25 protein-coding genes are annotated in these 22,667 nt (G+C 68.0%); 13 read left to right on the top strand and 12 right to left on the bottom strand.

The genetic code is table 11. The features are described from left to right. The first annotated feature begins 27 nt into the window (after positions 1–27). Positions 28–675: a TetR/AcrR family transcriptional regulator gene (locus ACZ5Z0_RS14160; RefSeq protein ID WP_464108973.1), complete on the top strand. Its 648-nt coding sequence runs from the start codon at positions 28–30 to the stop codon at positions 673–675. Between the two features lie 58 nt (positions 676–733). Continuing rightward, positions 734–1,345, top strand: coding sequence for a hypothetical protein (locus ACZ5Z0_RS14165; RefSeq protein ID WP_464108974.1), 612 nt, complete (start codon positions 734–736; stop codon positions 1,343–1,345). A gap of 43 nt (positions 1,346–1,388) precedes the next feature. Here ACZ5Z0_RS14165 and ACZ5Z0_RS14170 read toward each other — a convergent pair whose 3' ends face one another. Both ACZ5Z0_RS14170 and dapD read right to left on the bottom strand, forming a co-directional pair. Beyond that, positions 1,389–2,240: a hypothetical protein gene (locus ACZ5Z0_RS14170; RefSeq protein WP_464108975.1), complete on the bottom strand. Its 852-nt coding sequence runs from the start codon at positions 2,238–2,240 to the stop codon at positions 1,389–1,391. 65 nt (positions 2,241–2,305) lie between these two features. Further along, a complete protein-coding gene (dapD, locus tag ACZ5Z0_RS14175) occupies positions 2,306–3,316 on the bottom strand; it encodes a 2,3,4,5-tetrahydropyridine-2,6-dicarboxylate N-succinyltransferase (protein WP_464108976.1) in 1,011 nt (336 codons plus the stop codon). A gap of 140 nt (positions 3,317–3,456) precedes the next feature. On the opposite strand from dapD, the gene dapE reads away from it, so the two are divergent. Next, positions 3,457–4,581 carry a succinyl-diaminopimelate desuccinylase gene (dapE, locus tag ACZ5Z0_RS14180; protein WP_464108977.1) on the top strand — a complete coding sequence of 375 codons (1,125 nt, stop codon included), beginning with the start codon at positions 3,457–3,459 and terminating at the stop codon, positions 4,579–4,581. Between the two features lie 96 nt (positions 4,582–4,677). Here dapE and ACZ5Z0_RS14185 read toward each other — a convergent pair whose 3' ends face one another. The 4 genes from ACZ5Z0_RS14185 to ACZ5Z0_RS14200 all read right to left on the bottom strand — a co-directional run bounded on the left by ACZ5Z0_RS14185 (position 4,678) and on the right by ACZ5Z0_RS14200 (position 7,983). After that, the gene (locus tag ACZ5Z0_RS14185; protein ID WP_464108978.1) at positions 4,678–5,514 is read right to left on the bottom strand and encodes an amino acid ABC transporter permease; all 837 of its coding nucleotides are present in this window, start codon (positions 5,512–5,514) and stop codon (positions 4,678–4,680) included. Next, the gene (locus tag ACZ5Z0_RS14190) at positions 5,511–6,161 is read right to left on the bottom strand and encodes an amino acid ABC transporter permease (protein WP_146337008.1); all 651 of its coding nucleotides are present in this window, start codon (positions 6,159–6,161) and stop codon (positions 5,511–5,513) included. The genes ACZ5Z0_RS14185 and ACZ5Z0_RS14190 overlap by 4 nt, the downstream gene beginning before the upstream one ends. 97 nt (positions 6,162–6,258) lie before the next feature. Further along, a complete protein-coding gene (locus ACZ5Z0_RS14195; RefSeq protein ID WP_138768730.1) occupies positions 6,259–7,140 on the bottom strand; it encodes a glutamate ABC transporter substrate-binding protein in 882 nt (293 codons plus the stop codon). An 87-nt stretch (positions 7,141–7,227) separates the two neighbouring features. Next, the gene (locus ACZ5Z0_RS14200; RefSeq protein ID WP_138768731.1) at positions 7,228–7,983 is read right to left on the bottom strand and encodes an amino acid ABC transporter ATP-binding protein; all 756 of its coding nucleotides are present in this window, start codon (positions 7,981–7,983) and stop codon (positions 7,228–7,230) included. A gap of 155 nt (positions 7,984–8,138) precedes the next feature. On the opposite strand from ACZ5Z0_RS14200, the gene ACZ5Z0_RS14205 reads away from it, so the two are divergent. The 4 genes from ACZ5Z0_RS14205 to ACZ5Z0_RS14220 all read left to right on the top strand — a co-directional run bounded on the left by ACZ5Z0_RS14205 (position 8,139) and on the right by ACZ5Z0_RS14220 (position 11,134). Continuing rightward, complete coding sequence (locus ACZ5Z0_RS14205; protein WP_464108979.1) at positions 8,139–9,035, top strand: LOG family protein; 897 nt, start codon at positions 8,139–8,141, stop codon at positions 9,033–9,035. 35 nt (positions 9,036–9,070) lie between these two features. Further along, positions 9,071–9,442 (top strand): DivIVA domain-containing protein, encoded by a 372-nt coding sequence (locus ACZ5Z0_RS14210; RefSeq protein WP_464108980.1) that lies wholly within the window; start codon positions 9,071–9,073, stop codon positions 9,440–9,442. Positions 9,443–9,462: 20 nt separating this feature from the next. Then, on the top strand, positions 9,463–10,743 hold the full coding sequence (locus ACZ5Z0_RS14215) for a hypothetical protein (RefSeq protein ID WP_464110791.1): 1,281 nt from the start codon (positions 9,463–9,465) through the stop codon (positions 10,741–10,743). A 223-nt stretch (positions 10,744–10,966) separates the two neighbouring features. After that, complete coding sequence (locus ACZ5Z0_RS14220) at positions 10,967–11,134, top strand: DUF3117 domain-containing protein (protein WP_079550332.1); 168 nt, start codon at positions 10,967–10,969, stop codon at positions 11,132–11,134. Between the two features lie 76 nt (positions 11,135–11,210). Here ACZ5Z0_RS14220 and ACZ5Z0_RS14225 read toward each other — a convergent pair whose 3' ends face one another. Next, positions 11,211–11,843, bottom strand: coding sequence for an O-methyltransferase (locus ACZ5Z0_RS14225; protein ID WP_464108981.1), 633 nt, complete (start codon positions 11,841–11,843; stop codon positions 11,211–11,213). A 267-nt stretch (positions 11,844–12,110) separates the two neighbouring features. On the opposite strand from ACZ5Z0_RS14225, the gene sigE reads away from it, so the two are divergent. From sigE to ACZ5Z0_RS14240, 3 genes are all read left to right on the top strand, one after another. Next, a complete protein-coding gene (gene sigE, locus ACZ5Z0_RS14230; RefSeq protein ID WP_138768735.1) occupies positions 12,111–12,746 on the top strand; it encodes an RNA polymerase sigma factor SigE in 636 nt (211 codons plus the stop codon). 191 nt (positions 12,747–12,937) lie between these two features. Then, positions 12,938–13,927 (top strand): hypothetical protein, encoded by a 990-nt coding sequence (locus ACZ5Z0_RS14235; RefSeq protein ID WP_464108982.1) that lies wholly within the window; start codon positions 12,938–12,940, stop codon positions 13,925–13,927. A 77-nt stretch (positions 13,928–14,004) separates the two neighbouring features. Continuing rightward, positions 14,005–14,382 carry a twin-arginine translocase TatA/TatE family subunit gene (locus ACZ5Z0_RS14240; RefSeq protein ID WP_464108983.1) on the top strand — a complete coding sequence of 126 codons (378 nt, stop codon included), beginning with the start codon at positions 14,005–14,007 and terminating at the stop codon, positions 14,380–14,382. A gap of 24 nt (positions 14,383–14,406) precedes the next feature. Here the strand turns inward: ACZ5Z0_RS14240 and ACZ5Z0_RS14245 are convergent, their stop codons facing one another. Genes ACZ5Z0_RS14245 through ACZ5Z0_RS14255 form a run of 3 tightly spaced genes read right to left on the bottom strand, consistent with a single transcriptional unit; the run spans position 14,407 to position 17,559 of the window. Further along, on the bottom strand, positions 14,407–15,558 hold the full coding sequence (locus ACZ5Z0_RS14245) for an Mrp/NBP35 family ATP-binding protein (RefSeq protein WP_464108984.1): 1,152 nt from the start codon (positions 15,556–15,558) through the stop codon (positions 14,407–14,409). 11 nt (positions 15,559–15,569) lie between these two features. Continuing rightward, positions 15,570–16,295: a DUF1003 domain-containing protein gene (locus ACZ5Z0_RS14250; RefSeq protein ID WP_464108985.1), complete on the bottom strand. Its 726-nt coding sequence runs from the start codon at positions 16,293–16,295 to the stop codon at positions 15,570–15,572. Continuing rightward, the gene (locus ACZ5Z0_RS14255; protein WP_464108986.1) at positions 16,276–17,559 is read right to left on the bottom strand and encodes a magnesium transporter MgtE N-terminal domain-containing protein; all 1,284 of its coding nucleotides are present in this window, start codon (positions 17,557–17,559) and stop codon (positions 16,276–16,278) included. Before ACZ5Z0_RS14255 ends, ACZ5Z0_RS14250 begins: the two co-directional genes overlap by 20 nt. Before the next feature lie 77 nt (positions 17,560–17,636). Here ACZ5Z0_RS14255 and ACZ5Z0_RS14260 point away from each other — a divergent pair, with 77 nt between their 5' ends. Next, positions 17,637–18,512 (top strand): YflT domain-containing protein, encoded by an 876-nt coding sequence (locus ACZ5Z0_RS14260; protein WP_464108987.1) that lies wholly within the window; start codon positions 17,637–17,639, stop codon positions 18,510–18,512. Positions 18,513–18,600: 88 nt separating this feature from the next. Here ACZ5Z0_RS14260 and ACZ5Z0_RS14265 read toward each other — a convergent pair whose 3' ends face one another. Then, entirely contained in the window at positions 18,601–20,184 is a 1,584-nt protein-coding gene (locus tag ACZ5Z0_RS14265) for an aminopeptidase P family protein (RefSeq protein ID WP_464108988.1), read from the bottom strand. Positions 20,185–20,255: 71 nt separating this feature from the next. Here ACZ5Z0_RS14265 and ACZ5Z0_RS14270 point away from each other — a divergent pair, with 71 nt between their 5' ends. Then, a complete protein-coding gene (locus ACZ5Z0_RS14270) occupies positions 20,256–21,101 on the top strand; it encodes a PHP domain-containing protein (RefSeq protein ID WP_464108989.1) in 846 nt (281 codons plus the stop codon). A gap of 8 nt (positions 21,102–21,109) precedes the next feature. Next, positions 21,110–21,718 (top strand): MarC family protein, encoded by a 609-nt coding sequence (locus ACZ5Z0_RS14275; protein ID WP_464110792.1) that lies wholly within the window; start codon positions 21,110–21,112, stop codon positions 21,716–21,718. A gap of 65 nt (positions 21,719–21,783) precedes the next feature. Here ACZ5Z0_RS14275 and ACZ5Z0_RS14280 read toward each other — a convergent pair whose 3' ends face one another. Continuing rightward, entirely contained in the window at positions 21,784–22,662 is an 879-nt protein-coding gene (locus ACZ5Z0_RS14280) for a DNA-methyltransferase (RefSeq protein WP_464108990.1), read from the bottom strand. Positions 22,663–22,667 lie beyond the last annotated feature (5 nt).

Below are 22,667 nucleotides of genomic sequence, written 5' to 3' on the forward strand. Positions count from 1 at the left end.
CGGGCACGTCCGTGCTAAAAAGGAGCAATGCCCAAATTTGTCGACGCTGCTTTGCGGCGCCAGGAAGTTGTCGAAGCCGTTTTCAGGATTGTCGCGGCAGACGGGCTCGAGCGGGCCTCGCTCCGCGAGGTCGCCGACGAAGCCGAACTGGCGGTGGGCTCCGTGCGGCACTACTTTGCCAGCAGCGACGAGCTTCTGGCGCACTCTTTCGGCGTCGTGGTGGACCGGATCGCCGGCCGGCTCGACTCCGCGGAGGCCCGGCTGGCGGAAACCGCCCCCGGCTCCGCCGAGCACCGCAGCGCCGTATTAACCCTGCTGGGGGAACTGCTGCCGCTGGACGAGGAACGCGCCGTCGACGCCTGCGTCTGGATGGCCTTCAAGAACGCGGCCCGGACCAGGCCGTTCCTTGCCCCGGAAGCGGACCGCAGCCACCGCACGGTGGCCGCCGTCGTCGGCCGGCTGATGATGGACCTGGCCGCGGCCCAGGGCGATGACGACGGCGCCGGCGGTCCGGACCGGCAGCAGCTCGTCACCGAGGCGGAACGGTTGCTCGCCACCCTGGACGGGCTCACCATGCACGCCTTGCTGCAGCCGGAGTGGATGACGGCACAAATGTGCCACGATGTACTCGAGGCCCATCTGGCCAGCCTGGTCGGCAGCGGTGCCGGCCATTAACGTGCACTACCTTCAGGAATAGACTGGAAAAGTACGTCTTGCCAAGGGAGGCAATCGGATGCACCACACAGGCGGGCCGGGCTGGCAAATCACCATGGACACCTCAGGACCGCTGCTCATAGCGCTGTACGTCCGAGACGCGGCCGGCCTGGAGACTGTCGGCCACCCCGCACTTTGCCACGCGGCCCCGAAGATCCGTGCCTCCGACCATTCGCACCTGATCGACGAGGTCGGCGGCATCAGCGCCCTGAAGACCGAGTGGGAGGCCTGGTGGGCCCAGCTCCTGAAAGCCCATCCGGAGATGGAGCCCGAGCTTGGGCCGCCGGGATTCCGCGCGTTCGGGAACTCGCCGGCCCTCCGTCGGGTCCTGCAGGCGCACTTCGGTGCGGCCCTGAGCTGGGCCCGCGAACGCCGGGGGGAGTACCTGGCCCTGGAAGCCGAACGGGATGCCAGCGGAGCCACCGAGTTGCTCTCCGACCTGGTGGAGGACCGGCTGCTGGAGGTCGGCCGGGCCGCTCGGGACTTTGAGCTGACCATCATCGAGCTTCCCCTTGCCGAGCCGCGGGCCTGGTATCTGGAGCCGGACAAGATCATCATGAGCTCGGCGCTGCTCTCGGAGCCCGAGCTGTTCCGCAGCTACGTCCAGCCCGTCATCGAACTGCTGGTCTGAGCCCGGCGGCGTCGGACCGGTTCGGATTTCCGGACGGACTGCGCTACGGCGCAGGCTTCCCGGCGACCGTGATGGCCACCTGGCCCGACGGTGCGTCCCCGGCCTGCCAGCCGTTGTGGGACGACCGGGTCCAGGTCTGCCCGGCCACCCGGACCTCGCTGATCGACAGGGCCTTGGCGTTGGCCACCGCCCACTGGGCGACCGCCCAGGCCTGGGTGTCCTGGGCCTCCACCATGACCGTCCTTCCGGCCGCCGTCGCAGGGATGGCGCCGAAGGCCGCGGCCAGGCGCTGCTGGAGCTGCGCGGGGTCCCCGGCCGTGTCCGGCGTGCGCAGCGAGCAGTCGAGGCCCTGCGCGGTGTGGCCGGTCAGGGCGGAGGCGAAGGCGCGGGCCATCCCCTCGTGCTGGGCGTAGGCCCCCGGATACGCCGACCGCTGGACCTGCTGGGCGGCCGCGGTGATGGGAAGCGATTCGTAGCCCGGGATCGTCTCCAGCGCGTCGTAGAAGGCGTTTGTGGCGTGGTAAGGGTCCATCACCTCCTGCTCGGTGCCCCAGCCCTGCGAGGGCCGCTGCTGGAACAGCCCGCGGGAGTCAGGTCCGGCCTGGTCGCCGTGGCCGATGTTGCGCAGCTTGGACTCCTGCATGGACGTGGCCAGGGCGATACTCGCGGCGCGGGCCGGCAGTCCCCGCCGGACCGCGATGGCACTGATGAGGGCAGCGTTGGCGGCCTGGTCGGTCGCGAGATCGTCACCGCCCGAGCCCACCGCGGTGCAGCGCTCGGTGATTAGGGTCTCGGAGCGCTGCAGGAATTCCACTGCCGTATAAATCGCGCCCGCCACCATGGCTACGGCCAGCAACAGCACGATCCGACGGCGCCAGCCACCTCTGCGTGCCACGTAACAACTCCCTCAGGCCCTGCCGGGCCGGTCCAGTCTTCTGCCGGTCAATGATCGGCCGGTGCCTAGTTTGCGTGCAGAGCCTCGTTGAGTTCGACGGTCTGCCCCTTGCGCGGGAGTACCTCCACCTCGCCGGTGGAGGAGTTGCGGCGGAACAGCAGGTTGGGGACGCCGGAAAGTTCAACGGCCTTGACGATCTGGCTGGTGTCCTCGCCGTCGGCGTCCTTCTGCCCGACTACCCGCACCCGGGTGCCGGCCGTGACGTAGAGGCCGGCCTCGACGACGGAGTCGTCACCGATGCTGATGCCCACTCCGGAGTTGGCGCCGAGCAGCACCCGTTCGCCCAGGGAGATCTTCTCCTTGCCGCCGCCGGAGAGGGTGCCCATGATGGAGGCACCGCCGCCGACGTCGGAGCCGTCACCGGCCACCACGCCGGCGGAGATGCGGCCCTCGACCATGGAGGAGCCGAGGGTGCCGGCATTGAAGTTCACGAAGCCTTCGTGCATCACGGTGGTGCCTTCGGCGAGGTGCGCGCCGAGGCGGACCCGGTCGGCGTCGGCGATCCGGACGCCGGAGGGGATGACGTAGTCGACCATCCGCGGGAACTTGTCCACGCCGTAGACGGTCACGGCGCCGCGCCGGCGCAGCCGCACGCGGGTCAGTTCGAAGTCCTCGACGGCGGCCGGGCCGAAGTTGGTCCACACAACGTTGGGCAGCTTGCCGAAGATGCCGTCCAGGTTGATGCTGTTGGGCCGCACAAGGCGGTGCGAGAGCAGGTGCAGGCGCAGGTACGCGTCCGCGGTGTCGGCCGGGGCCTCGTCGAGGTGGACCTGGACAAAGACGACCTTCTGCTCGGTGCCGCGGTCCGCGTCGGCGCCCGCCGCGGCGATGTCGAGCAACGACTGGTCCGCATTCGCCACGTCGCGGAGGCTCTCCGTCGCGGTCCCGAGCGCCGGCGCCGGGAACCAGACGTCCAGCACGGTGGCCTCACCGTTGCGGGTGGCGATGGTCGCGACGCCGTAGCCGTAGGCGGAGCGGGAGTCGTCGGGCACGGCAGCAGAAGCGGTTTCAGTCATGACCCCAAGTCTATAGACGGCGCCCGCGCTCACCGAAACCCGTGACACCCCGACTGGGTCGCACGTGTTGTCGTGATGACGCCTCCGAACGACAACTACTGCGAGCCAGTTGGGGGAACGGGGGCAGATACAGTGGAACCGTGACTGAACTTCTTGCCCCCGCCCGCCTGGACCTGCGCCGGGACGTTGCCCTGCTGACCGCGGACATCATCGACATCTTCAGTGTCTCGGGGGAGGAAGGCCGGCTGGCCGACGCCGTTGAGCACGCCCTCCGCGCCATCCCCCAGCTGGAGCTGGTCCGCGACGGCGACGCGATGATCGCCCGCACCCGCCTCGGCCGGCCCGAGCGGGTCATCCTCGCCGGGCACCTCGACACCGTCCCGCTGCCGACCACCGAGGGCGCGCTCGGCACCGTCCCGTCCTACTGGCCCTCCGGGGCGCCGGGGGAGGGCATCCTGTACGGCCGCGGTGCCACCGACATGAAGAGCGGCGTCGCGGTGCAGCTCGCGCTGGCCGCCGGCTTGTTCGACGGCGGCGCGGAGCCGGACAAGGACGTCACCTTTGTCTTCTACGACCACGAGGAAGTCGAGGGGGTCAAGAGTGGCCTCGGCCGGCTGGTCCGGAACCACGGGGCCCTGCTGGAAGGCGACTTCGCGATCCTGCTGGAACCGACCGACGGTACGGTCGAGGGCGGCTGCAACGGCACCATCCGGTTCGAGGCGACCACCCTCGGCGAGGCTGCCCACTCGGCGCGCGCCTGGATGGGCAGCAACGCCATCCACGCCGCGGCCCCGATCCTGGCCCGGCTGGCCGGCTACGAGCCGCAGACCGTCACCGTCGACGGCCTGGACTACCGCGAGAGCCTTAACGCGGTAAAGATCCACGGCGGCACCGCCGGAAACGTCATTCCGGACCGTTGCGTGGTTGAAATCAACTACCGGTTCGCCCCGGACAAGTCCATGGCGCAGGCTGAGGAACACGTGCGCGAACTGCTGGCCGGCTTCGAGCTGGTCCGCACCGACGGCGCCGCCGGAGCGCGGCCCGGACTGAACCACCCCGCAGCCGCCTCCTTCGTCGCCGCCGTCGGGGCCGAGCCGAAGCCCAAGTACGGCTGGACCGACGTTGCGCGCTTCAGCGAACTGGGGGTGCCCGCCGTGAACTTTGGCCCGGGCGATGCGCTGCTGGCGCACAAGGACGACGAACACGTCGACGCCGAGGCGATCCGGGAGTGCCTGCGGGCGCTGCGGAGCTGGCTAGGCGTGTAGCCAGGAGACCAGGGCACCTGACGGCCGGTTAAACAGTGAAGGTCCGGAACCCGACGGGTTCCGGACCTTCATCCATTGGGGCTTCGCCCGGCCGGCCTACTTGGCCGGGGCGGTGCCCGCGACCGGGACGTGGGCCATGCCGCCGGCGGCCTTCTTGGAACCGCGCTTCTCGATCATGATCGCGATGCGGGAAACGGTCAGGTTGATCGCAATGTAGATGGCCGCGGCCACGAAAAACACCGGGAACAGGAACTGCGGACCAAGGAAGTCGGCCATCACCTGGACCGCGCGGAGCAGCTCGCCGTAGGCGACGATGTAACCGAGCGAGGTGTCCTTCAGGAGCACCACGAGCTGCGCCACGAGCGAGGGGAGCATGCGGCGGACGGCCTGCGGCAGTTCGATGGTCAGCCGCGACTGGAAGCTCGTGAGGCCGATGGCAAGCCCGGCCTCACGCTGTCCCTTGGGCAGCGACTGAATGCCGGCCCGGATGATTTCGGCGAAGATGGCCGAGTTGTACAGGACCAGGCCGGCCACCACGGCGATGAAGGAACTGGTGGCGAAAACGAGCAGGACGAACAGCATCATCAGAACCACGGGCATGCCGCGGAGGAACTCGAGCACAATGCGGGTGGGGATGCGGATCCAGGCCACATCGGAGATCCGCATCAGGCACAGCAGCAGGCCGAGGGGAAAGGCGATGACGGCCGAGACCGCGGCGGCACTGAGGGTGGCGCCGATGCCGTTGGCGATCAGGGTCCAGACGTCGGCCTGGCCGAAGATAGCCCACCGCCGTCCTTCGAAAATGCCCTGCTGGGCCAGGGTCATCACGGCCAGCACCAAGAGGACGCCAATCACGACCACACCGATGACCGAGCCAATGAGGGAAACGCGGCGGGCCTTGGGACCCGGGACGTCGTAGAGAACGGAGCTCATCGTGCGATCGCCACCTTTCGTTCAACCACGTTGGCAAGGTAGCCAAGCGGGACGGTTATCAGCAGGTAGAAGAACGCGACGCCGACCAGGACCCACATGACGGCGTCGCCGTGGTCGTTGGCCAGCTGCTTGCCGTAGCCGAAGAGTTCCAGTACGTAGAACGCGCCGGCGACGGAGGAATTCTTCACCAGGGCGATCAGGATATTGATCAACGGCGGGATCACCGTGCGCACGGCCTGCGGAAGGATAATCAGGGAGAGCACCTGGCTGAACTTCATGCCGATGCTGCGGGCGGCCTCGGCCTGGCCGACCGGGACGCTGTTGACGCCGGAGCGCACGGCCTCGGCGATGAAGGCCGAGGTGTAGGCGCTCAGGGCGATGATGGCTGCGACTTCGAACTGCTGGAACGTAACGCCCAGGCGGGGCAGCACGACGGCGGCGAAGAAGAACGCGATGGTCAGCGGGGTGTTCCGGACCACTTCCACGTAGGCCATGCTGAAGCCGCGCAGCGCGGCGATGGGGGAGACGCGGGCCGCCGCGAGCAGGGTGCCGAAAATGAGGGCGAAGATTCCCGAGACCACTGCCAGGAAAAGGGTTCTGAGAAAGCCGTCCCAGTACTGGGGCAGGCTTTCAATGATGACGTCCATAGGTTCCTTCAGCTGCGTTGAGGGGGTTCAAGCGTTAACAGGGCAGTGGCGGCCGCCGGACCGCACGTCGCGAACTCCGGCGACCGCCACGCCTTGCTTAGTAGCGGTTGATGGCGGGGAGCTTCGGGGCCGTCTTGATGACGGCGCCTGCAGTTGCTTCCCAGGCCTTCTTGTACGAGCCGTCCTTGTCGAAGGCTTCCAGCTGGTCGTTGATCCAGTTGCGGAAGACCTTGTCGTCCTTCTTCAGGCCGATGCCGTAAGGCTCCTTGGTGAAGGTCTCGTCGGAGGCGAGCTTGAAGGCATCCGGCTCCTTGTTGACGAAGCCGGCCAGGATGACGTTGTCGGTGGTGATCGCTTCGACCTGCTTGTTGCGCAGCGGCTCAAGGCAGGCGGAGTAGGTCGCGGCCGGGACCAGGACTGCTCCGTACTTCTCCACAATCGTGGAGGCAGGGGTGGAACCCGTCACGGAGCAGACGTTCTTGCCCTTGACGTCTTCGGGCTTCTTGATGGAGTTGTTGTCCTTGTTCACCATCAGGGCCTGGCCTGCCTCGTAGTACGGGCCGGCGAAGTCGACTTCGGTCTTGCGTTTGTCGTTGATCGTGTAGGTGGCGACGATGATGTCGACCTTGCCCTGCTTGATGAACTGCTCGCGGTTGGCCGAAACCGTCTCGACCCATTCGATCTTGTCGGCGGAGATGCCCAGCTTGGCGGCGATCAGCTTGCCGATCTCGACGTCGAAGCCGACCGGCTTGCCGTCGAGGCCCTTCTGGCCGAACAGCGGCTGGTCAAACTTGGTGCCGATGGTGATCTTGCCGGCGGAAGAAAGCTTTGCCATGGTGCTGTCGGCGGCGAAGCTCGGCTTCTCGGCTACGGGCGGATTGGTAGTGGAGGAGCTGCCGCCGCAGGCGCTCAGGCTCAGGGCCAGAGCTGCGGATGCGGCAACCAGAAGGGATTTCCTTCGGGTCAAAAATGCCATCATGACATTCCTTTCATTGGTCGGCCGCCTCACGGCGGCCTGGGTGCGAACTCTGCGGAGGTTCAGTGGTGGTGTGGCGCAGCGGAAAGGTCAGTGCGTCAGCAGCTTGGACAGGAAGTCCTTGGCGCGGCTGCTCTTGGGGTTGGTGAAGAACTCTTCGGGCGTCGCGTCCTCGACGATCTGGCCGTCGGCCATAAAGACCACGCGGTCCGCTGCCTTGCGGGCGAAGCCCATTTCGTGGGTGACCACGATCATGGTCATGCCTTCCTTGGCCAACTGGATCATGACGTCGAGGACCTCGTTGATCATTTCCGGGTCCAGCGCGGAGGTGGGCTCGTCGAAGAGCATCACCTTCGGCTTCATGGCCAGGGCGCGGGCGATCGCCACGCGCTGCTGCTGTCCACCGGAGAGCTGGGCCGGCAGCTTCGGCGCCTGGTGCCCGACGCCGACACGCTCCAGCAACGCCATGGCGTCTTTGTCCGCCTCGGCCTTCGACACGCCCTTGACCTTGATCGGTCCAAGGGTGACGTTTTCCAGGATCGTCTTGTGCGCGAACAGGTTGAAGGACTGGAACACCATCCCGACGTCGGCGCGCAGTTTGGCCAGTTCCTTGCCTTCTGCGGGCAGTTCGTTGCCGTCGATGGTGATAACGCCGTCGTCGATGGTTTCCAGACGGTTGATGGCGCGGCAGAGCGTTGACTTGCCGGAGCCCGAGGGCCCGATGACAACAACAACCTCGCCCTTGCGGACGTTCAGGTTGATGTCCTTGAGGACGTGCAACTGGCCGTAATGCTTGTTGACGGCATTCAGGGAGACGAGGGCATCGCCGGGCACTTGAGTAGTCATAAGAAGAATCTAGCGAACATTAGCCGCATATGACCGCAATCACTCACAGTTGGTCCACATCGTGACCCAAGAGATATCCGCAGGTCAGGGTCCTACCGTACGCTCCGACGGCCATGACGCGCCGGAACGCTGGGGGCGCCGATCCGCGCTAGCCTATGGGCATGAGTACCGAGCCGCAGCCCACCCCAGACCAGACCGCAGGGAACGCCGGTTCCGGCCGCCGGCGTGAGGTCCCGCCGGCCAACGGCATCCGGCATAAGGGGCCCCTGGAGCTGCGCCGCAAGGCGGCGAAGGTCACGATGTCGGACCAGACGCTGCTGGACACCAAGGGCCCGGGCCAGTTCGTGCACACCGACCCGTGGCGTGTGCTGAGGATCCAGAGCGAATTCGTGGAAGGCTTCGGCGCCCTCGCCGACCTCGGGCCGGCGGTCAGCGTGTTCGGTTCCGCCCGGACCGTGCCGGGCAGCCTCAACTACGAACTGGCCGTCGACGTCGGCCGCAAACTGGCCGACGCCGGCCTGGCCGTGATTACCGGCGGCGGCCCCGGGTCCATGGAAGCGGCGAACAAGGGGGCGGTCCAGGGCAACGGGGTCTCGGTGGGGCTCGGGATCGAGCTGCCGTTCGAGCAGGGCATGAACCAGTGGGTGGACCTGGGCATCAACTTCCGCTACTTCTTCGCCCGCAAGACCATGTTCGTGAAGTATGCGCAGGGGTTCATCGTGCTGCCCGGCGGCCTCGGCACCCTCGATGAGCTCTTCGAAGCCATGGTCCTGGTGCAGACCCGCAAGGTGACCTCCTTCCCGATCGTCCTGATCGGCACCGCCTTCTGGAGCCCGATGCTGGAATGGCTCCAGACCACCCTGGTGGCCGAGGGCATGATGGCCGAGGAGGACCTGGACCTCGTGCAAGTGGTCGATGACCCGGCGCTCGCGGTGGAACTCATCGTCGAAGGTGCCTCCCGGCACCGCAACCCCACCGGAAACAACCCCGGCGCCGGGACTAACGGCGCCGGGACCAACGGCATGGGGAACGGCAACAGCCCGCGGGCCTGAGCGTTCCGCCCGGCCGCGTCTGGCACGATGGAGCTGTGAGTTTCTTCCTGGTCTTCGTGGCGATCGTGCTGGTCGCCGTCGCCATCCTCGTCGGCACCGACCTGGCGCCGCGGCTCTTCCGGCGCCGTGCCGGAGGGCAACCCTTCGAAGACGGGTTCGACGAACCGGTGGCCTCGCTCCCGGCCGTGCTGCTGCCCGACGACGCGGAACCCGCCGACGTCGACCGCATCCGTTTCGCCGTTGGCGTGCGCGGCTACCGGATGGACCAGGTGGACCAGGTCCTCGACGAGCTGCGGGACCAGATCGCCCGGAAGGACCGCGAAATCGCCAGCCTTCGCACGGAACTCGATCGTCCAGAACCCGGACGTCCGCGGCTGGAGGGCCCGGAGCCGGATCCGGCCCCGTGAACGAAACCGCACAGGACGGCCTGAACGTTGCCGTGTGGCACCGGATCGCGGCGGCCGGCGCGCGCAGTGCCCGCTGGCCATGGTGGCTCCAGGCCGGCGGCCTCTACCTCGCCGCCCGCCTGGTCAGTGCCTGCATCTTCATGGCCGCAGCCCTCCAGCAGGGCGTGAACCCGTGGTTTCCCCCGAAGCCCGACTACTGGAACTTCATCAACATCTGGGACGCGCGCTGGTACGGCGAGGCGCTGACCCACGGGTACCCGGCCGTGCTGCCGACCGACGGGACCGGCAACGTGCAGGAGAACGCCTGGGCGTTCTACCCGCTCTTCCCGCTGCTGGGCAGGATGCTCTCCGGGCTGACCGGGATCGCCCCGGCCGCCTCGCTGACCATGCTCGCCATGCTCTCCGGGGTGGCGGCAGTCCTCGTCATCTACCGGCTGTTCCGGCTCAGGGCCACCCACCGCACGGCACTCTGGGGCGCGGTGTTCGTCTCCACCTTCCCCGTCGCACCGGTCCTGCAGGTGCCGTACGCCGAGTCGCTGAACCTCCTGCTGCTCGCCGCGGCGCTGCTGCTGGTGGTGCGAAGGCATTACCTGTGGGCCATGCCGGTGGCGTTGCTGATGTGCCTGTCGCGGCCCACCGGGGTGCCCTTTGCCGCCATGGTTGGCCTGCTCTTCCTGTACCGCGCGTACCCGCACCTGGAGGCCCGCTTCGGCCTGCGCCCGCGGACCGCCGGGGAACCCCGACCCGGGCTGGCCGCCGAAGCGGCCCCCGGTACCCGGCAGCACAGCACCGGCGAGCTGTGGTCCCTGGCCGGGCTGGCCGCCGTCAGCAGCATTGGCGCGTTGATGTGGCCGGCCATCGCCTGGGCCGTCACGGGCGACATACAGGCCTACACCAAGACCGAGACCGTGTGGCGGGGCCACGACCTGGTGCCGTTCAAGCCCTGGTTCGACACCGGCATCCAGCTCTTCGGACCCGTCCTGGGGCTGCTGGCGCCGTTCGTTTTCGTGGCCGCCTTTGCCCTGCTGATGATGTCCCGTCCCGTGGTGGCGCTGGGAACGGAGTTGCGGCTGTGGTGTGTTTGTTACGTGGGGTACCTGCTGGTCTTCCTGCACCCGCAAACCAGCACGTTCCGGATGCTGCTGCCGCTGTTCCCGCTGGCCCTCGGCGCGGCCCTCGTTTCCCGCTCCCGCGCCTACCGCGGGACGGTTGTTGTCATGTTTTTACTGCTGCAGCTGGTGTGGATCGTGTGGCTCTGGGCATGGGCGCAACTGCCCGGCGGCGGCGACTACCCCCCGTGACGCCGGACACCTTTCCGGACCCGAGCCGCGGCATTACCAAGGGTCCGGGAAAGTCCATCGATTAGCTACAAGCGCGTAATTACGGGATAATGGCCCTAAGCAAGGAAAACTGAGTGTTGAGCCACGGCGGCTGCCATCACGGCCGCCAGGCGGCTTGTTTGACCAAGCGGACGCAGCCCGGCCGGGCTGGCAAGTCACGGGACTACTAAGGGGGATATTCCTCATGGCGGCTATGAAACCACGCACCGGCGACGGCCCTATGGAAGTGACCAAAGAGGGCCGCAGCCTGATCATGCGTGTTCCGCTCGAAGGCGGGGGGCGGCTTGTGGTCGAACTCAACGCTGCCGAAGCGACCAACCTCAAGGAATGCCTGGTCGGCGTTACCGAATAGCTTCACTATCGTGCCGAAGGGGCCCGCTGCCGGTTGGCGGCGGGCCCCTTCCGCTTTTGCACCACAGGGGCGGGAACTATTTCTTGACCGCGACCAGCAGTCCGTCGCCGGTGGGTAGCATCGCGGAGGCGAGCCGGTCGTCGTCGCGGATGGACTTTCCAATCTGGCGCAGCACCACGGTGGTCGCCTCCCGGGCGGCCGGGTTGGAGACCCGGTCCTTGTCCAGGGCGTCGTTGACGATCAGCAGGCCGCCGGACTTGAGCAGCCGGATGGCCTGGTCCACGTAGCCGGGGTAGTTGGGCTTGTCCGCGTCGATGAAGACGAGGTCGTAGGCGCCGTCGGTAAGGCGCGGCAGTACGTCCCCCGCCCGGCCGGAGATGGTGCGGGTGCGGTTGGCCGGGCTGCCGGCCTCCTGGAAGGACTCGCGCGCGGCACGAAGGTGCTCGACATCGACGTCAATGGTAGTCAGGACGGCCTGCGGGCCGAGGCCCCGGAGGATGCACACGCCCGAGACGCCGGCGCCGGTGCCGATTTCCACGGCGGTCTGCGCCTTGGAGGCGGCCGCGAGCACGGTCAGGACGGCTCCGACGCCCGGTCCGATCGGGGTGACGCCCAGTTCGAAAGACCGTTCGCGCGCGTGCAACAGAACCTCATCCTCGGCAGGCAGATCTTCTGCGTAGGACCAGCTCGTGGACTTATCGGCGCTCATGGGTATCGCTTTCCGGGCAGGAGGGGAGTGTTTCATACAGCGTACTGTGTCCATCACTGAGTCCCCGTCAATGCGTTCCCGGGCGGCGTTCCGGGGCGGTGTTCCGCCGTTGGCGGAAGAAACCTCCGGGTCAGGAAATTCCCAGCATATTTTGAAATGATGGGTATCCGCTCATCCGCGAGGTGACCGGCGCCGAATCAACGATGTAGGGCCTTGCATCCGCAAGATCCGTCCAGGCGTAAGCACCATCCGCGAGGGGAGTGGACAATGTCGGTTCTGGCAGGTGTCCCTGTAACTGATGAGTCCCAGCCGACGGCCGAGGCCGAGTGGGTCAGGCCGACGTGGGAAGAGGTGGTGACCAACCACTCCGCCAAGGTCTACCGCCTGGCATACCGGCTTACCGGTAACAAGTTCGACGCCGAGGACCTCACCCAGGAGGTGTTCGTACGCGTTTTCCGCTCCCTGGAGAATTTCAAGCCGGGAACCCTCGACGGCTGGCTGCACCGGATCACCACCAACCTCTTCCTCGACCAGGCGCGCCGGAAGAGCCGGATCCGCTTCGATGCGCTTGCCGAGGACGCCGAGTCGCGGATCCCCGGCCGCGAACCCGGCCCGGAACAGAGCTTTGAGTTCAACAACCTCGACCTGGACGTGCAGGCCGCGCTCGAGGAGCTGCCGCCGGATTTCCGCGCCGCCGTGGTGCTCTGCGACCTTGAAGGCCTGTCCTACGACGAGGTTGCCGTGGCGCTGGATGTCAAGCTCGGCACCGTCCGGTCCCGGATCCACCGCGGCCGCACGATGCTCCGCGAGAAGCTTGCCCACCGCGACCCGAGGCCGCAGCCGGCCGCCAAGCAGTCCCTGAAGCCGCGGCTCAAGATGCCGCGCATCGCCGGCCTCCTCTGAACCGGGCAATGGGTCAGCTGAAACACTTACTGGGTGGCCTTGCGTGCAGGTACTTCGGCCGCACGCCGAGGCGTCCCCGGCTTGGAACGCCGCCGCTCTCCCGCAAGGCCCAGGACCGGCGCCGGAGGCACCTGGTGCGCTGCGCGGAGTGCCGGGTCCGGCAGCAGCGGGAACGCCAATACCTTGAGAGGTTGCGCGGCGCCGCTGTGCCCGCCGCCAGCGACGACCTCACCGCCCGGCTGCTCGCCCGCAAGGGGGAGCTGGCCGCCGGGTCTGCGGACGCAGGGCAAACGCATTCCGCGCCCGCAGACGCCGCCCCGGCGGCCGCCGTTGGGCCCGTCACTGGGCCCGGCGCAGTACCCGGGCCGCAGCGTTCGCCGCGGGGACCGCAGGCTCGCCGGGCGCGGCCCTGGCGCCTGGCAGTGCAGATTGCGGGCGGAGCCGCTGCCACCGCGGCCCTGATGGGCGGCGCCGCCTACCTCGTTGGCAGCGACACGCCGCCGACTGCCGACGGTGCCTTTGCCGCGGCCCTTCCCGGCCGGCTGCCCGGGCCGGCTGACTCCTCCGAGAGCGTCTCAGGGGCTGCATGGAAACTCAGCAGCGGTCCCGACGTCGCGCCCGCCGGTGCGCTGAACACGGGCCAGCTCGCCGCGCTGCGCGGCCGCGGCTGGACCTGCCCCGAACTGCGGGAACTGGGCTACCACCTCCTCTGGGCGCGCGGCGGCGTCGCCGACGGCTCGGAGGTGCTGGAGCTCCGCCTGACCGACGGCTCGCACTTTGCCACCGTCCTGGAACAGCATCCTAAAGCGCTCCCTGACGTCCCGGGCGCCCGGTCCGGGCAGCTCCCCAGCGCGCCTCCTGTCAACGTGCTCACCGGGCACCCGGCCACCGAAGACGGCTTTGTGGCCGTCCATCGGGGCGAAGCGGCCGCTCCGGAGAATCCCGTGCCGGCCGAGGGCACGCTGTGGGTGAACCGCCAGGCACCCTTCCGGGCCATCTACCGGACGCCAGCGGCCACTTTCACCTATGTGTCCCAGCTGCCCGAAGAGCAGGCCGACGTCGGCGTGGGCGCCCTCGTGCAGTCCCGTCCTGGCGACGCGCCCGAGGCCGACAGCGGTGAGGGGATCGAGGCCCGGCTGGAGCGTGGCATGGAACGGATTGTGGAACTGCTCGTCCGCTGAGGTCCTTTCCCGCCCGGGGCCCCGGAGGGGTCCAGCCGAATCGTCGCACGCCTGAGTGAGAGGGTAATCTTCCTAGAGTGTTTGGAATCAACGGACCGGAGTTCCTAATTCTGCTGATCGTCGGCCTTCTGGTGATCGGTCCCAGCAGGTTGCCCGAATACGCCCAGAAGCTCGCCAATATCGTCAAGGAAGTACGGCGGATGGCCTCCGGCGCCCGCGAGCAGATCAAAGAGGAAGTCGGCATCGACATCGACGATGTGGACTGGAAGAAATACGATCCCCGGCAGTACGACCCCCGGCGGATCATCAAGGAAGCCCTCCTTGATGACGACAGCAAACCCGTCAGCGCCGGGGCGCCGGCCGCCGTGGCCACCGCGGAGGAGCGACCGCCGGCCCGCGTCATCGAGCGGCTGCCGGAGGGCGAAGCCGCCCCGTACGACTCCGAGGCCACCTAGCCCGACGTCCGGGGCGGGCCCGGCTCAGCGGGGCTGGAGACCCAGCGACAGGCCGTTCAGTCCCCGCGGGCTGGACGCCAGCTGCCCGGCAATCCCCGCCAAAGCCCTCGCCGCCGGCGTTTCGGGACGGCCAAGCACCAGCGGAACGCCGGTGTCCCCGCCTTCGCGCAGCAGGATGTCGAGCGGGATCTGGCCGAGCAGCGGCACTTCGGTGCCCACCGTGGCGGAGAGACGCTCGGCGAGCACGGCGCCGCCGCCACTGCCGAAGAGTTCCATCCGGGCGCCGTCGGGCATTTCCAGGTAGGACATGTTCTCCACGACGCCGGCCACGGACTGGCCGGTCTGGACGGCGATCGCCCCGGCCCGCTCGGCGACGTCGGCGGCGGCGGCCTGCGGGGTGGTGACGACCAAAATCTGCGCCGCCGGCAGCAGCTGGGCCACGGAGATGGCGATATCCCCGGTGCCGGGCGGCAGATCCAGGAACAGCGCGTCCAGGTCGCCGAAGTAGACGTCCGTGAGGAACTGCTCGAGCGCGCGGTGCAGCATCGGCCCGCGCCAGGCCACCGGCTGGTTGCCCGTGACGAACATGCCGATCGAGATGACTTTGACCCCAGAGGCCACCGGCGGCAGGATCATGTCATCCACGCGGGTGGGCGTCTGACTGATGCCCATCAGGGCGGGGACGGAGAAGCCATACACGTCGGCGTCGACGATTCCCACCCGCAGCCCCTGGGCGGCCAGCGCGCAGGCCAGGTTCACGGTGACGGAGGATTTGCCCACGCCGCCTTTGCCGCTCGCCACGGCGTACACCTTAGTCAAGGAACCCGGAGCGTTGAACGGGATGCCGCGCTTCCCGCCGGTGCCCCGCAGCTGCTCCTTGAGGGCATCGCGCTGGTCCTGGCTCATGACCTTCAATTCGACGTCGACGGCGCTGACCCCCGGCACGGCGGACAGCGCCGCTTCGCAGTCTGCGGTGATGGTGCCGCGGAGCGGGCAGCCGGCGATGGTCAGGAGCACGGTGATCCGGACCCGGCCGCCGTCGGAGACGTCCACCGAATCCACCATGCCAAGTTCCGTGATGGGACGCCGGAGTTCGGGGTCGATCACGGTGCGCAGCGCCGCGTGCACGGCCTGTTCCAGGCGGGACGCCTCGGCAGGTCCCTGCGGGGTGTTCATGCGGGCTTGGCTCAGCTTTCGGGGGAGGTGCGGGGGCCAGAGGTTCGCGGGCCGTCGGGCCTGCCCTCGGTCCGGACGCGCGGGATCTGCTGGGTGCGCGGGTTGCGCTGTTTGTCGCGGCGTTCCTTGAGCTTTTCCTTGACCTTGTCGCGGGGGGACTCGTGGGCTCCGGCGGAAGGGTCGTGGGTGCGCAGTTCCTCCTGCGCCTCCAGCATGTCCTCCAGCAGGCTGCGCAGCTCGGCCCGGACGTAGTCGCGGGTGGCGACCTCGCGGAGGGCAATGCGCAGCGACGCGAGCTCCCGGGTCAGGTACTCGGTGTCCGAGAGGTTGCGTTCGGCGCGCTGGCGGTCCTGTTCCAGCGAGACACGGTCCCGGTCGTCCTGGCGGTTTTGCGCCAGCAGCAGCAGGGGCGCGGCGTAGGAGGCCTGAAGGGAGAGCATCAGGGTCAGCAAGGTGTAGCCGAGCGCCTGCGAGTCGAACTGCCACTGTTCCGGCGCAAAGGTGTTCCAGACCAGCCAGAAAACGCAGAACACCGTCATGTAGACCAGGAACGTCGGAGTGCCCATAAACCGGGCGAAGCCCTCCGTGGCGTGGCCGAAAGCGTCCGGGTTGGGTGAGAATTTGGGCAGGATCCGCGCCCGGCCGCTCAGGGGCGTGTCGAGGCCGCCGGTGGTCCTTGCCCCGGGGCGGACGTTGGAGTTCCGTGGGGTGTTGCTATCAGCCAATGCGGCCTCCAAGTTTCCTTATCGGGGCGTCATCCTCGTGGGCGCGCCAGTCATCGGGCAACAGATGATCAAGCACGTCATCAACAGTCACCGCCCCGACGAGCCGGCCGTCCTCGTTGACCACGGGGAGCGAGTTGAGGTTGTAGGTGGCCAGGGTGCGGGCCACCTCGCTGATGTGGGCCTGGTCCGAGACCGGCTCGAGGTTCTTATCCACCAAGTTGCCCAGCGGTTCGGGCGGCGGAAAGCGCAGCAGCTGCTGAATGTGCACGACGCCGAGGAAGCGCCCGGTGGGAGTCTCCAGCGGCGGGCGCGCGATGAAGATCGAGGAGGCCAGCGCGGGGGAGAGCTCCTCCCGCCGGACGTGGGCGAGGGCCTCGGCGACGGTCGCTTCGGGGGGCAGGATGACCGGAACGGGCGTCATCAGGCCGCCGGCGGTGTCCTCGTCGTATTCGAGCAGGCGGCGCACGTCCTCGGCGCCTTCGGGTTCCATCAGCTGCAGCAGTTCCTCGGCCTGGGCGCTGGGGAGTTCGGCGAGGAGGTCGGCGGCGTCGTCGGGATCCATCTCCTCCAGCACGTCCGCGGCGCGCTCGACGTCGAGCGCGGAGAGAATTTCCACCTGGTCGCCCTCGGGCATTTCCTGCAGCACGTCGGCGAGGCGTTCATCCTGGAGTTCGCTGGCGACCTCGAAACGGCGCTTGTCGCTCATCTCCTGGAGGGCCTCGGCGAAGTCGGCGGGCTTGAGGTCCTCGTGGGTGGCGACGAACTGGGTGGCGGCCTGGGGTTCCGTGCGGGCACCCTGCTGGGCGTCGGCCCAGTCGATGATCATGGTTTCGTTGCGGCGCAGCCGGCTCAGCGGCGAGAGGGAGTGGCCGCGGCGCACGAAGAGCTTGCTGACGAACCAGTCGCCGGAGCGGTGCCGGTCCATGGCGATGTCCTCGATGGTGGCGTCCCCGCTGCCGTCCGCCAGGGTCACCCGGCGGTCGAACATCTCGGCGACCACCAGGGTTTCCGCGCCGCGCTGTTCGAAGCGGCGGAGGTTCACCAGCCCGGTGCAGATGATCTGGGTCTGGTCAATCGAGGTGATCCGGGTCATCGGCACGAAGACGCGCTTCTTGCCGGGGACCTCGACGACGATGCCCACCACGTGCGGGGCGCCGCGGTTGCCGCGGGAGAGCACCACGACATCGCGCAGCCTGCCGAGACGGTCGCCCAGAGGGTCGAAGACGTCCAGTCCAAGGAGGCGCGCGACAAATACCCGCGAAAGAGTTGTGCTCACACCTACAGGCTACCGAGTCCGCTCTCTTTTAGCTGAATTTGCAGGCGCCGCCCAGCCGGATGGGTGAGAATGGGCGTATGTCAAACATTTTTGGTGGTCCAAAGGCCGGCGCCCCCGGTGGGGCGGACGAGTCACGCGCTGTCCCCAAGGGAGACACCGTCGGTTCCTACAACTCCTATCTGGACGCCCAGAAGGCGGTGGACTACCTGGCGGACCAGCAGTTTCCCGTGCAGCTCGTCTCCATCGTCGGCAACGACCTGAAGATGGTGGAGCGGGTCACCGGCCGGCTCACCTATCCCCGCGTGGCACTCTCCGGCGCGCTGAGTGGCATGTGGTTCGGCCTCTTCGTCGGGGTCATGCTGTCCTTCTTCTCGACGTCCGAAGGCTACTTCTCGATCGTCACCTCCGTACTGATGGGCGCGGCTTTCTTTATGCTCTTCGGCATCGTTACGTACGCGATGCAGCGCGGCAAGCGCGACTTCACGTCGACCAGCCAGGTCGTGGCGACCAACTACGACGTCGTGGTGGCCTTCGAGGCCGCCCATGAGGCCCGCCGCCTGCTGCACCAGCTGCCGATGACCCAGCATGATGCCTCCGTCCCGGGCTACCAGCAGTTCGACCACCAGCACCAGCCCTACCAGCAGCACCAGCCTCACCAGCAGCGTCCGCAGCAGCCCGGGCAGCCGGGACAGGCGCCCATGCCGCAGCGTCCCGCGGGCTGGAGCGACCCTTATGGCCAGCGGTCGGCCGACGCCGCCCCGCAGCAGACCGGCGCCGGCGAGCCGGTGGAGCAGGAACCGGCCCGCCCCTCCGGCGTCAGTTACCCGGACCTTCCCGACGGCCGCCCGCAGTACGGCGTCCGCGTGACGGACGCCCAGCGCGGTACGGGACAGCAGGGACCGGCACAGCAGGGAACTCAGGGAGAACCGCGCCAGGGCGGCGAGCAGCACTAAGCCGCGCCGGCACATGAGTCCGGCACCTGTGTCGGGCAGTCAAAAGGGAGGGCCTGCGGCCCTCCCTTTTGCGTTCCTGCCAGGCCCGTTACGGTTGCTGGGCGTCAATTTCCTGGTAGATGCCGGCCATCCAGGACTCGACGTCGTCGGCTTTGCGCGGCAGCGCGGCGCTCAGGTTGACCGGACCTTCGGCCGTCATCAGGATGTCGTCCTCGATCCGGACACCGATGCCCCGGTATTCCGCCGGAATGCCGAGGTCCTCCTCCTTGAAGTAGAGCCCGGGTTCGATCGTGAAGACCATGCCCGGGGTCAGGACGCCGTCCAGGTACAGTTCGCGCTTGGCCTGGGCGCAGTCGTGTACGTCCAGGCCAAGGTGGTGGCTGGTGCCGTGCGGCATCCAGCGGCGGTGCTGCTGGCCCTCGGTGCTGATGGCTTCTTCGACCGAGACCGGCAGCAGTCCCCACTCGGCAAGGCGCTCGGCCAGCACGGTGGTGGCCGCGGTGTGGATATCGCGGAACTTGGTTCCGGGCTGCGCGGCGGCAAAGCCGGCGTCCGCGGCGTCGAGCACTGCCTCGTAGACCTTGCGCTGGATCTCGGAGAAGGTGCCGTTGGCCGGCAGCGTGCGGGTGATATCGGCGGTGTAGAGGGAGTCCGCCTCAACGCCGGCGTCCAGCAGCAGCAGCTCGCCGGCGTTGACCTTGCCGGTGTTCCTGGTCCAGTGCAGCACGGTGGCGTTGTTGCCGGCGGCGGCAATGGTGTCGTAGCCGAGCTCGTTGCCTTCTTCGCGGGCGCGGGCGAAGAACGCGCCCTCGACCACACGCTCCCCGCGGCGGTGGGTGAGGGCCCGCGGCAGGGCCTTGACCACCTCGGTGAAGCCCTGCACCGTGGCGGCCACGGCGGCCTTCATCTGCTCGACTTCCCACTCGTCCTTGATCAGGCGCAGCTCGGAGAGCGCCTCGCTGAGCTTCTCGTCGAAAGCGTCCAGGACGCCCAGGTCCAGATTCTCCGGATCCTTGGCGGTGTTGTAGCGCGCGGTGTCCACGAGCGCGTCGATGTTCTCGTCCACCTTGCGCACCAGCCGGATGGAGATGCCGCCGATTTCCGGGGCGCCGATGTCCTTGGTGATGGCGAGTTCGAGTTCGGCCAGATCCGCGGTTTCCAGGCCCAGCTGGGCCTTGAACTCGGCGAGGGTCGGCCTGGCGCCGATCCAGAACTCACCCGAGCGGGAGTCGGCGTAGAACTGTTCGGTGTCGCGACCGGCCAGCGGACGGAAGTACAGGGTAGCGCGGTGGTGGCCGCCGTCGTCGCCCTTGCCCTCGTCAGTGGGTTCCAGGACCAGCACGGCGTCGGGCTCGTGGTCCAGGCCCAGCCCGGTCAGGTGCGCGAAGCCCGAGTGCGGACGGAAGCGGTAGTCGCAGTCGTTGGAGCGGACCTTTAGCGGGCCGGCGGGGATGACCAGGCGTTCACCTTTGAACAGCTCGGAGATGGCCCGGCGGCGGTTGGCGGCGTGGCCTGCGACGGCGTCCAGTTCGGGCAGCTGCTGCCGGGACGGGGCCCAGTTGCTGGCCATGAACGCCTTGAAGGCGTCGGAGCTGGGCCGCTGGGAGCGGTTGTTGACGCGCTCGTCGAGGGGCTGGGAAGCGGAGACTTGGGTGTTATCTGCATCGTTCACCGTCCCATAGTCTCACCAGCGGCGCGGCAGAGGCCAACAAGGCGCCCCGGTGAATCTACTAGGCTGGGGAGGTGAGGATCGACCTGCATGCCCACTCGAATGTTTCCGACGGCACCCAAGCGCCCGCGGAGGTGATCGCGTCCGCGGCGCAGGCCGGGCTGGACGTCGTCGCCCTGACCGACCACGATTCCACCGATGGCTGGACCGAGGCCGCCGCCGCCGCCCGGGAGCTCGCCGTGGCCCTGGTCCCCGGTATGGAAATTTCCTGCCGGACCCACGAGGGCATCAGCGTCCACCTGCTCTGCTACCTGCACGACCCGGCCCACCCCGGGCTGCTGGAGGAGATCACCAAAGCAAAGGATGCACGCTTCACCCGGGCCGAACGGATGGTCAGCCTGCTCTCCGAGGACTATCCGCTGAACTGGGACGACGTCATCCACCACGTTGCCCCGGGTGCCACCCTGGGCCGTCCGCACATCGCCGACGCCCTGGTCGCAGCCGGCGTCGTGGCGGACCGAAGCGAGGCCTTCGAAACGATCCTGACCTCACGCTCCCGCTACTGGGTGCAGCATTACGCCCCGGACCCTGCCTACGCCGTCGAACTCGTGCGCGAGGCCGGCGGCGTGCCGGTCTTCGCGCACCCCGTCGCGTCCTCCCGGGGACGGATCGTGGGGGACCGCACCTACCGGGAGATGATCGACGCCGGCCTGGCCGGCCTGGAGATTGACCACCGGGACAACCCGGAGGAGGGCCGGGTCTACCTGCGCCGCCTCGCGCAACGGCACGGCCTGCTCGTGACCGGGTCCTCCGACTACCACGGGGCCGGGAAGCCGAACCTGCTGGGCGAGAACCTGACCGCGCCGGAGGTGCTGGCCCGGATCGAGGAGCTCGGCACCGGATCGTCCGTGGTGCGTTGATGGAGTGGATTGACCTTCAGCTGCTGGCCTCCGTGATCGTCACGCTGTTCGTGATCATGGATCCGCCCGGGACGGTGCCGATCTTCATGTCCCTGACAGCGCAGATGGACGCCAGGGACCGGAACATGTCGGCATTGCAGGCCCTGCTCGTGGCAACCGGGGTGATCGTGACCTTCGCGATTTTCGGGCAGTCCATCCTCAACTACATGCACATTTCGCTCGCTGCGCTGCAAGGTGCCGGCGGTCTGCTCCTGGTGCTGATCGCGCTGCAGCTGCTCACCGGGTCCACCAGCGGCGAGGAGAACGCGGCGAAGTACAAGAACGTCGCGTTTGTGCCGCTGGGCACGCCGCTGATGGCCGGCCCGGGCGCGATCGTGGCGGTGATGGTCTTTGTGCAGCGCTCTGGCAGCATGGCGCAGTACCTTGCCGTTGGGCTGGGGATCGCTGTGACGCTTGCGTCCCTGTACCTGGCGATGCGCTTCGCCGGCGTCGTGCAGCGCGCCCTGGGCGAGAACGGCGTTGAACTGGTCACCCGGATCGCGGGCCTGTTGCTCTCCGCGATCGCGGTGCAGATGATCGCCGACGCCGTGCACGCGTTCGTCAAGAGCTGGACCTGACGGCGCCGCCCAACTGGCCGGCAGGTGTTGTCGTTTTGGGTCGCCCTAACGAAAGCTAGTGCGAGCTAGTTGGGTGCCGTGCCGGGCCGGGTGAACGCGGCGTGCGGGCCGAGCCGGGTGGCCATCACGTCGACAGCGGCCTGGTTCTGGTCCACGCACACGAACTTCCGGTCGAGCTTCGCGGCGACGGCGCCGAGCGTGCCGGAGCCGGCGAAGAAGTCCAGGCACCAGTCGCCGGGACGGCTGGAGGCGGCGACCACCCGGCGGATCAGGCCCTCGGGCTTCTGCGTCGGGTACCCGGTCTTTTCCTTGCCGGTGGGCGAGACAATCGTGTGCCACCAGACGTCGGTGGGCAGCTTGCCGAGTTCGCGTTTGGCCGGGGTGACCAGACCGGGCGCCATGTACGGTTCGCGGTCCACCTCGGCGCTGTCGAAGTGGTATTTGGCCGGGTTCTTCACGTACACGAGGATGTTGTCGTGCTTGGTGGGCCAGCGGAACTTGGCGCGGGCGCCGTAGTCGTAGGCCCAGATGATTTCGTTGAGGAAGCACTCGCGGCCGAAAATCGCATCCAGCATGACCTTGGCGTAGTGCACCTCGCGGTAGTCGAGGTGCAGGTACAGGGTGCCGTCGTCGGCGAGCAGCCGCCAGGCTTCGACGAGCCGAGGCTCCAAAAAGGACCAGTAGTCGCTGAACGCGTCGTCGTACTTGTGCAGCGCGCCCTTGATCGTGTCGTAGGACCGGCCCTTGAAGCCGACGCGGTCTCCCTCGCCGCCGGCGTTGAGCACCATCTTGGTTTCCTGGCGCTTCTGGACCCGGCCGGTGTTGAAGGGCGGATCCACATAAATGAGTGTGAAGGCGCCGTCCGGCAGCGTCGGGAGGTACTCCGCGTTGTCCGCGTGTACCACCAGATTGCTGCCGTCCGGCGCCCAGACGGTGTCAGTCATGGAGC

This window comes from Arthrobacter sp. T2-23, from assembly GCF_055398325.1.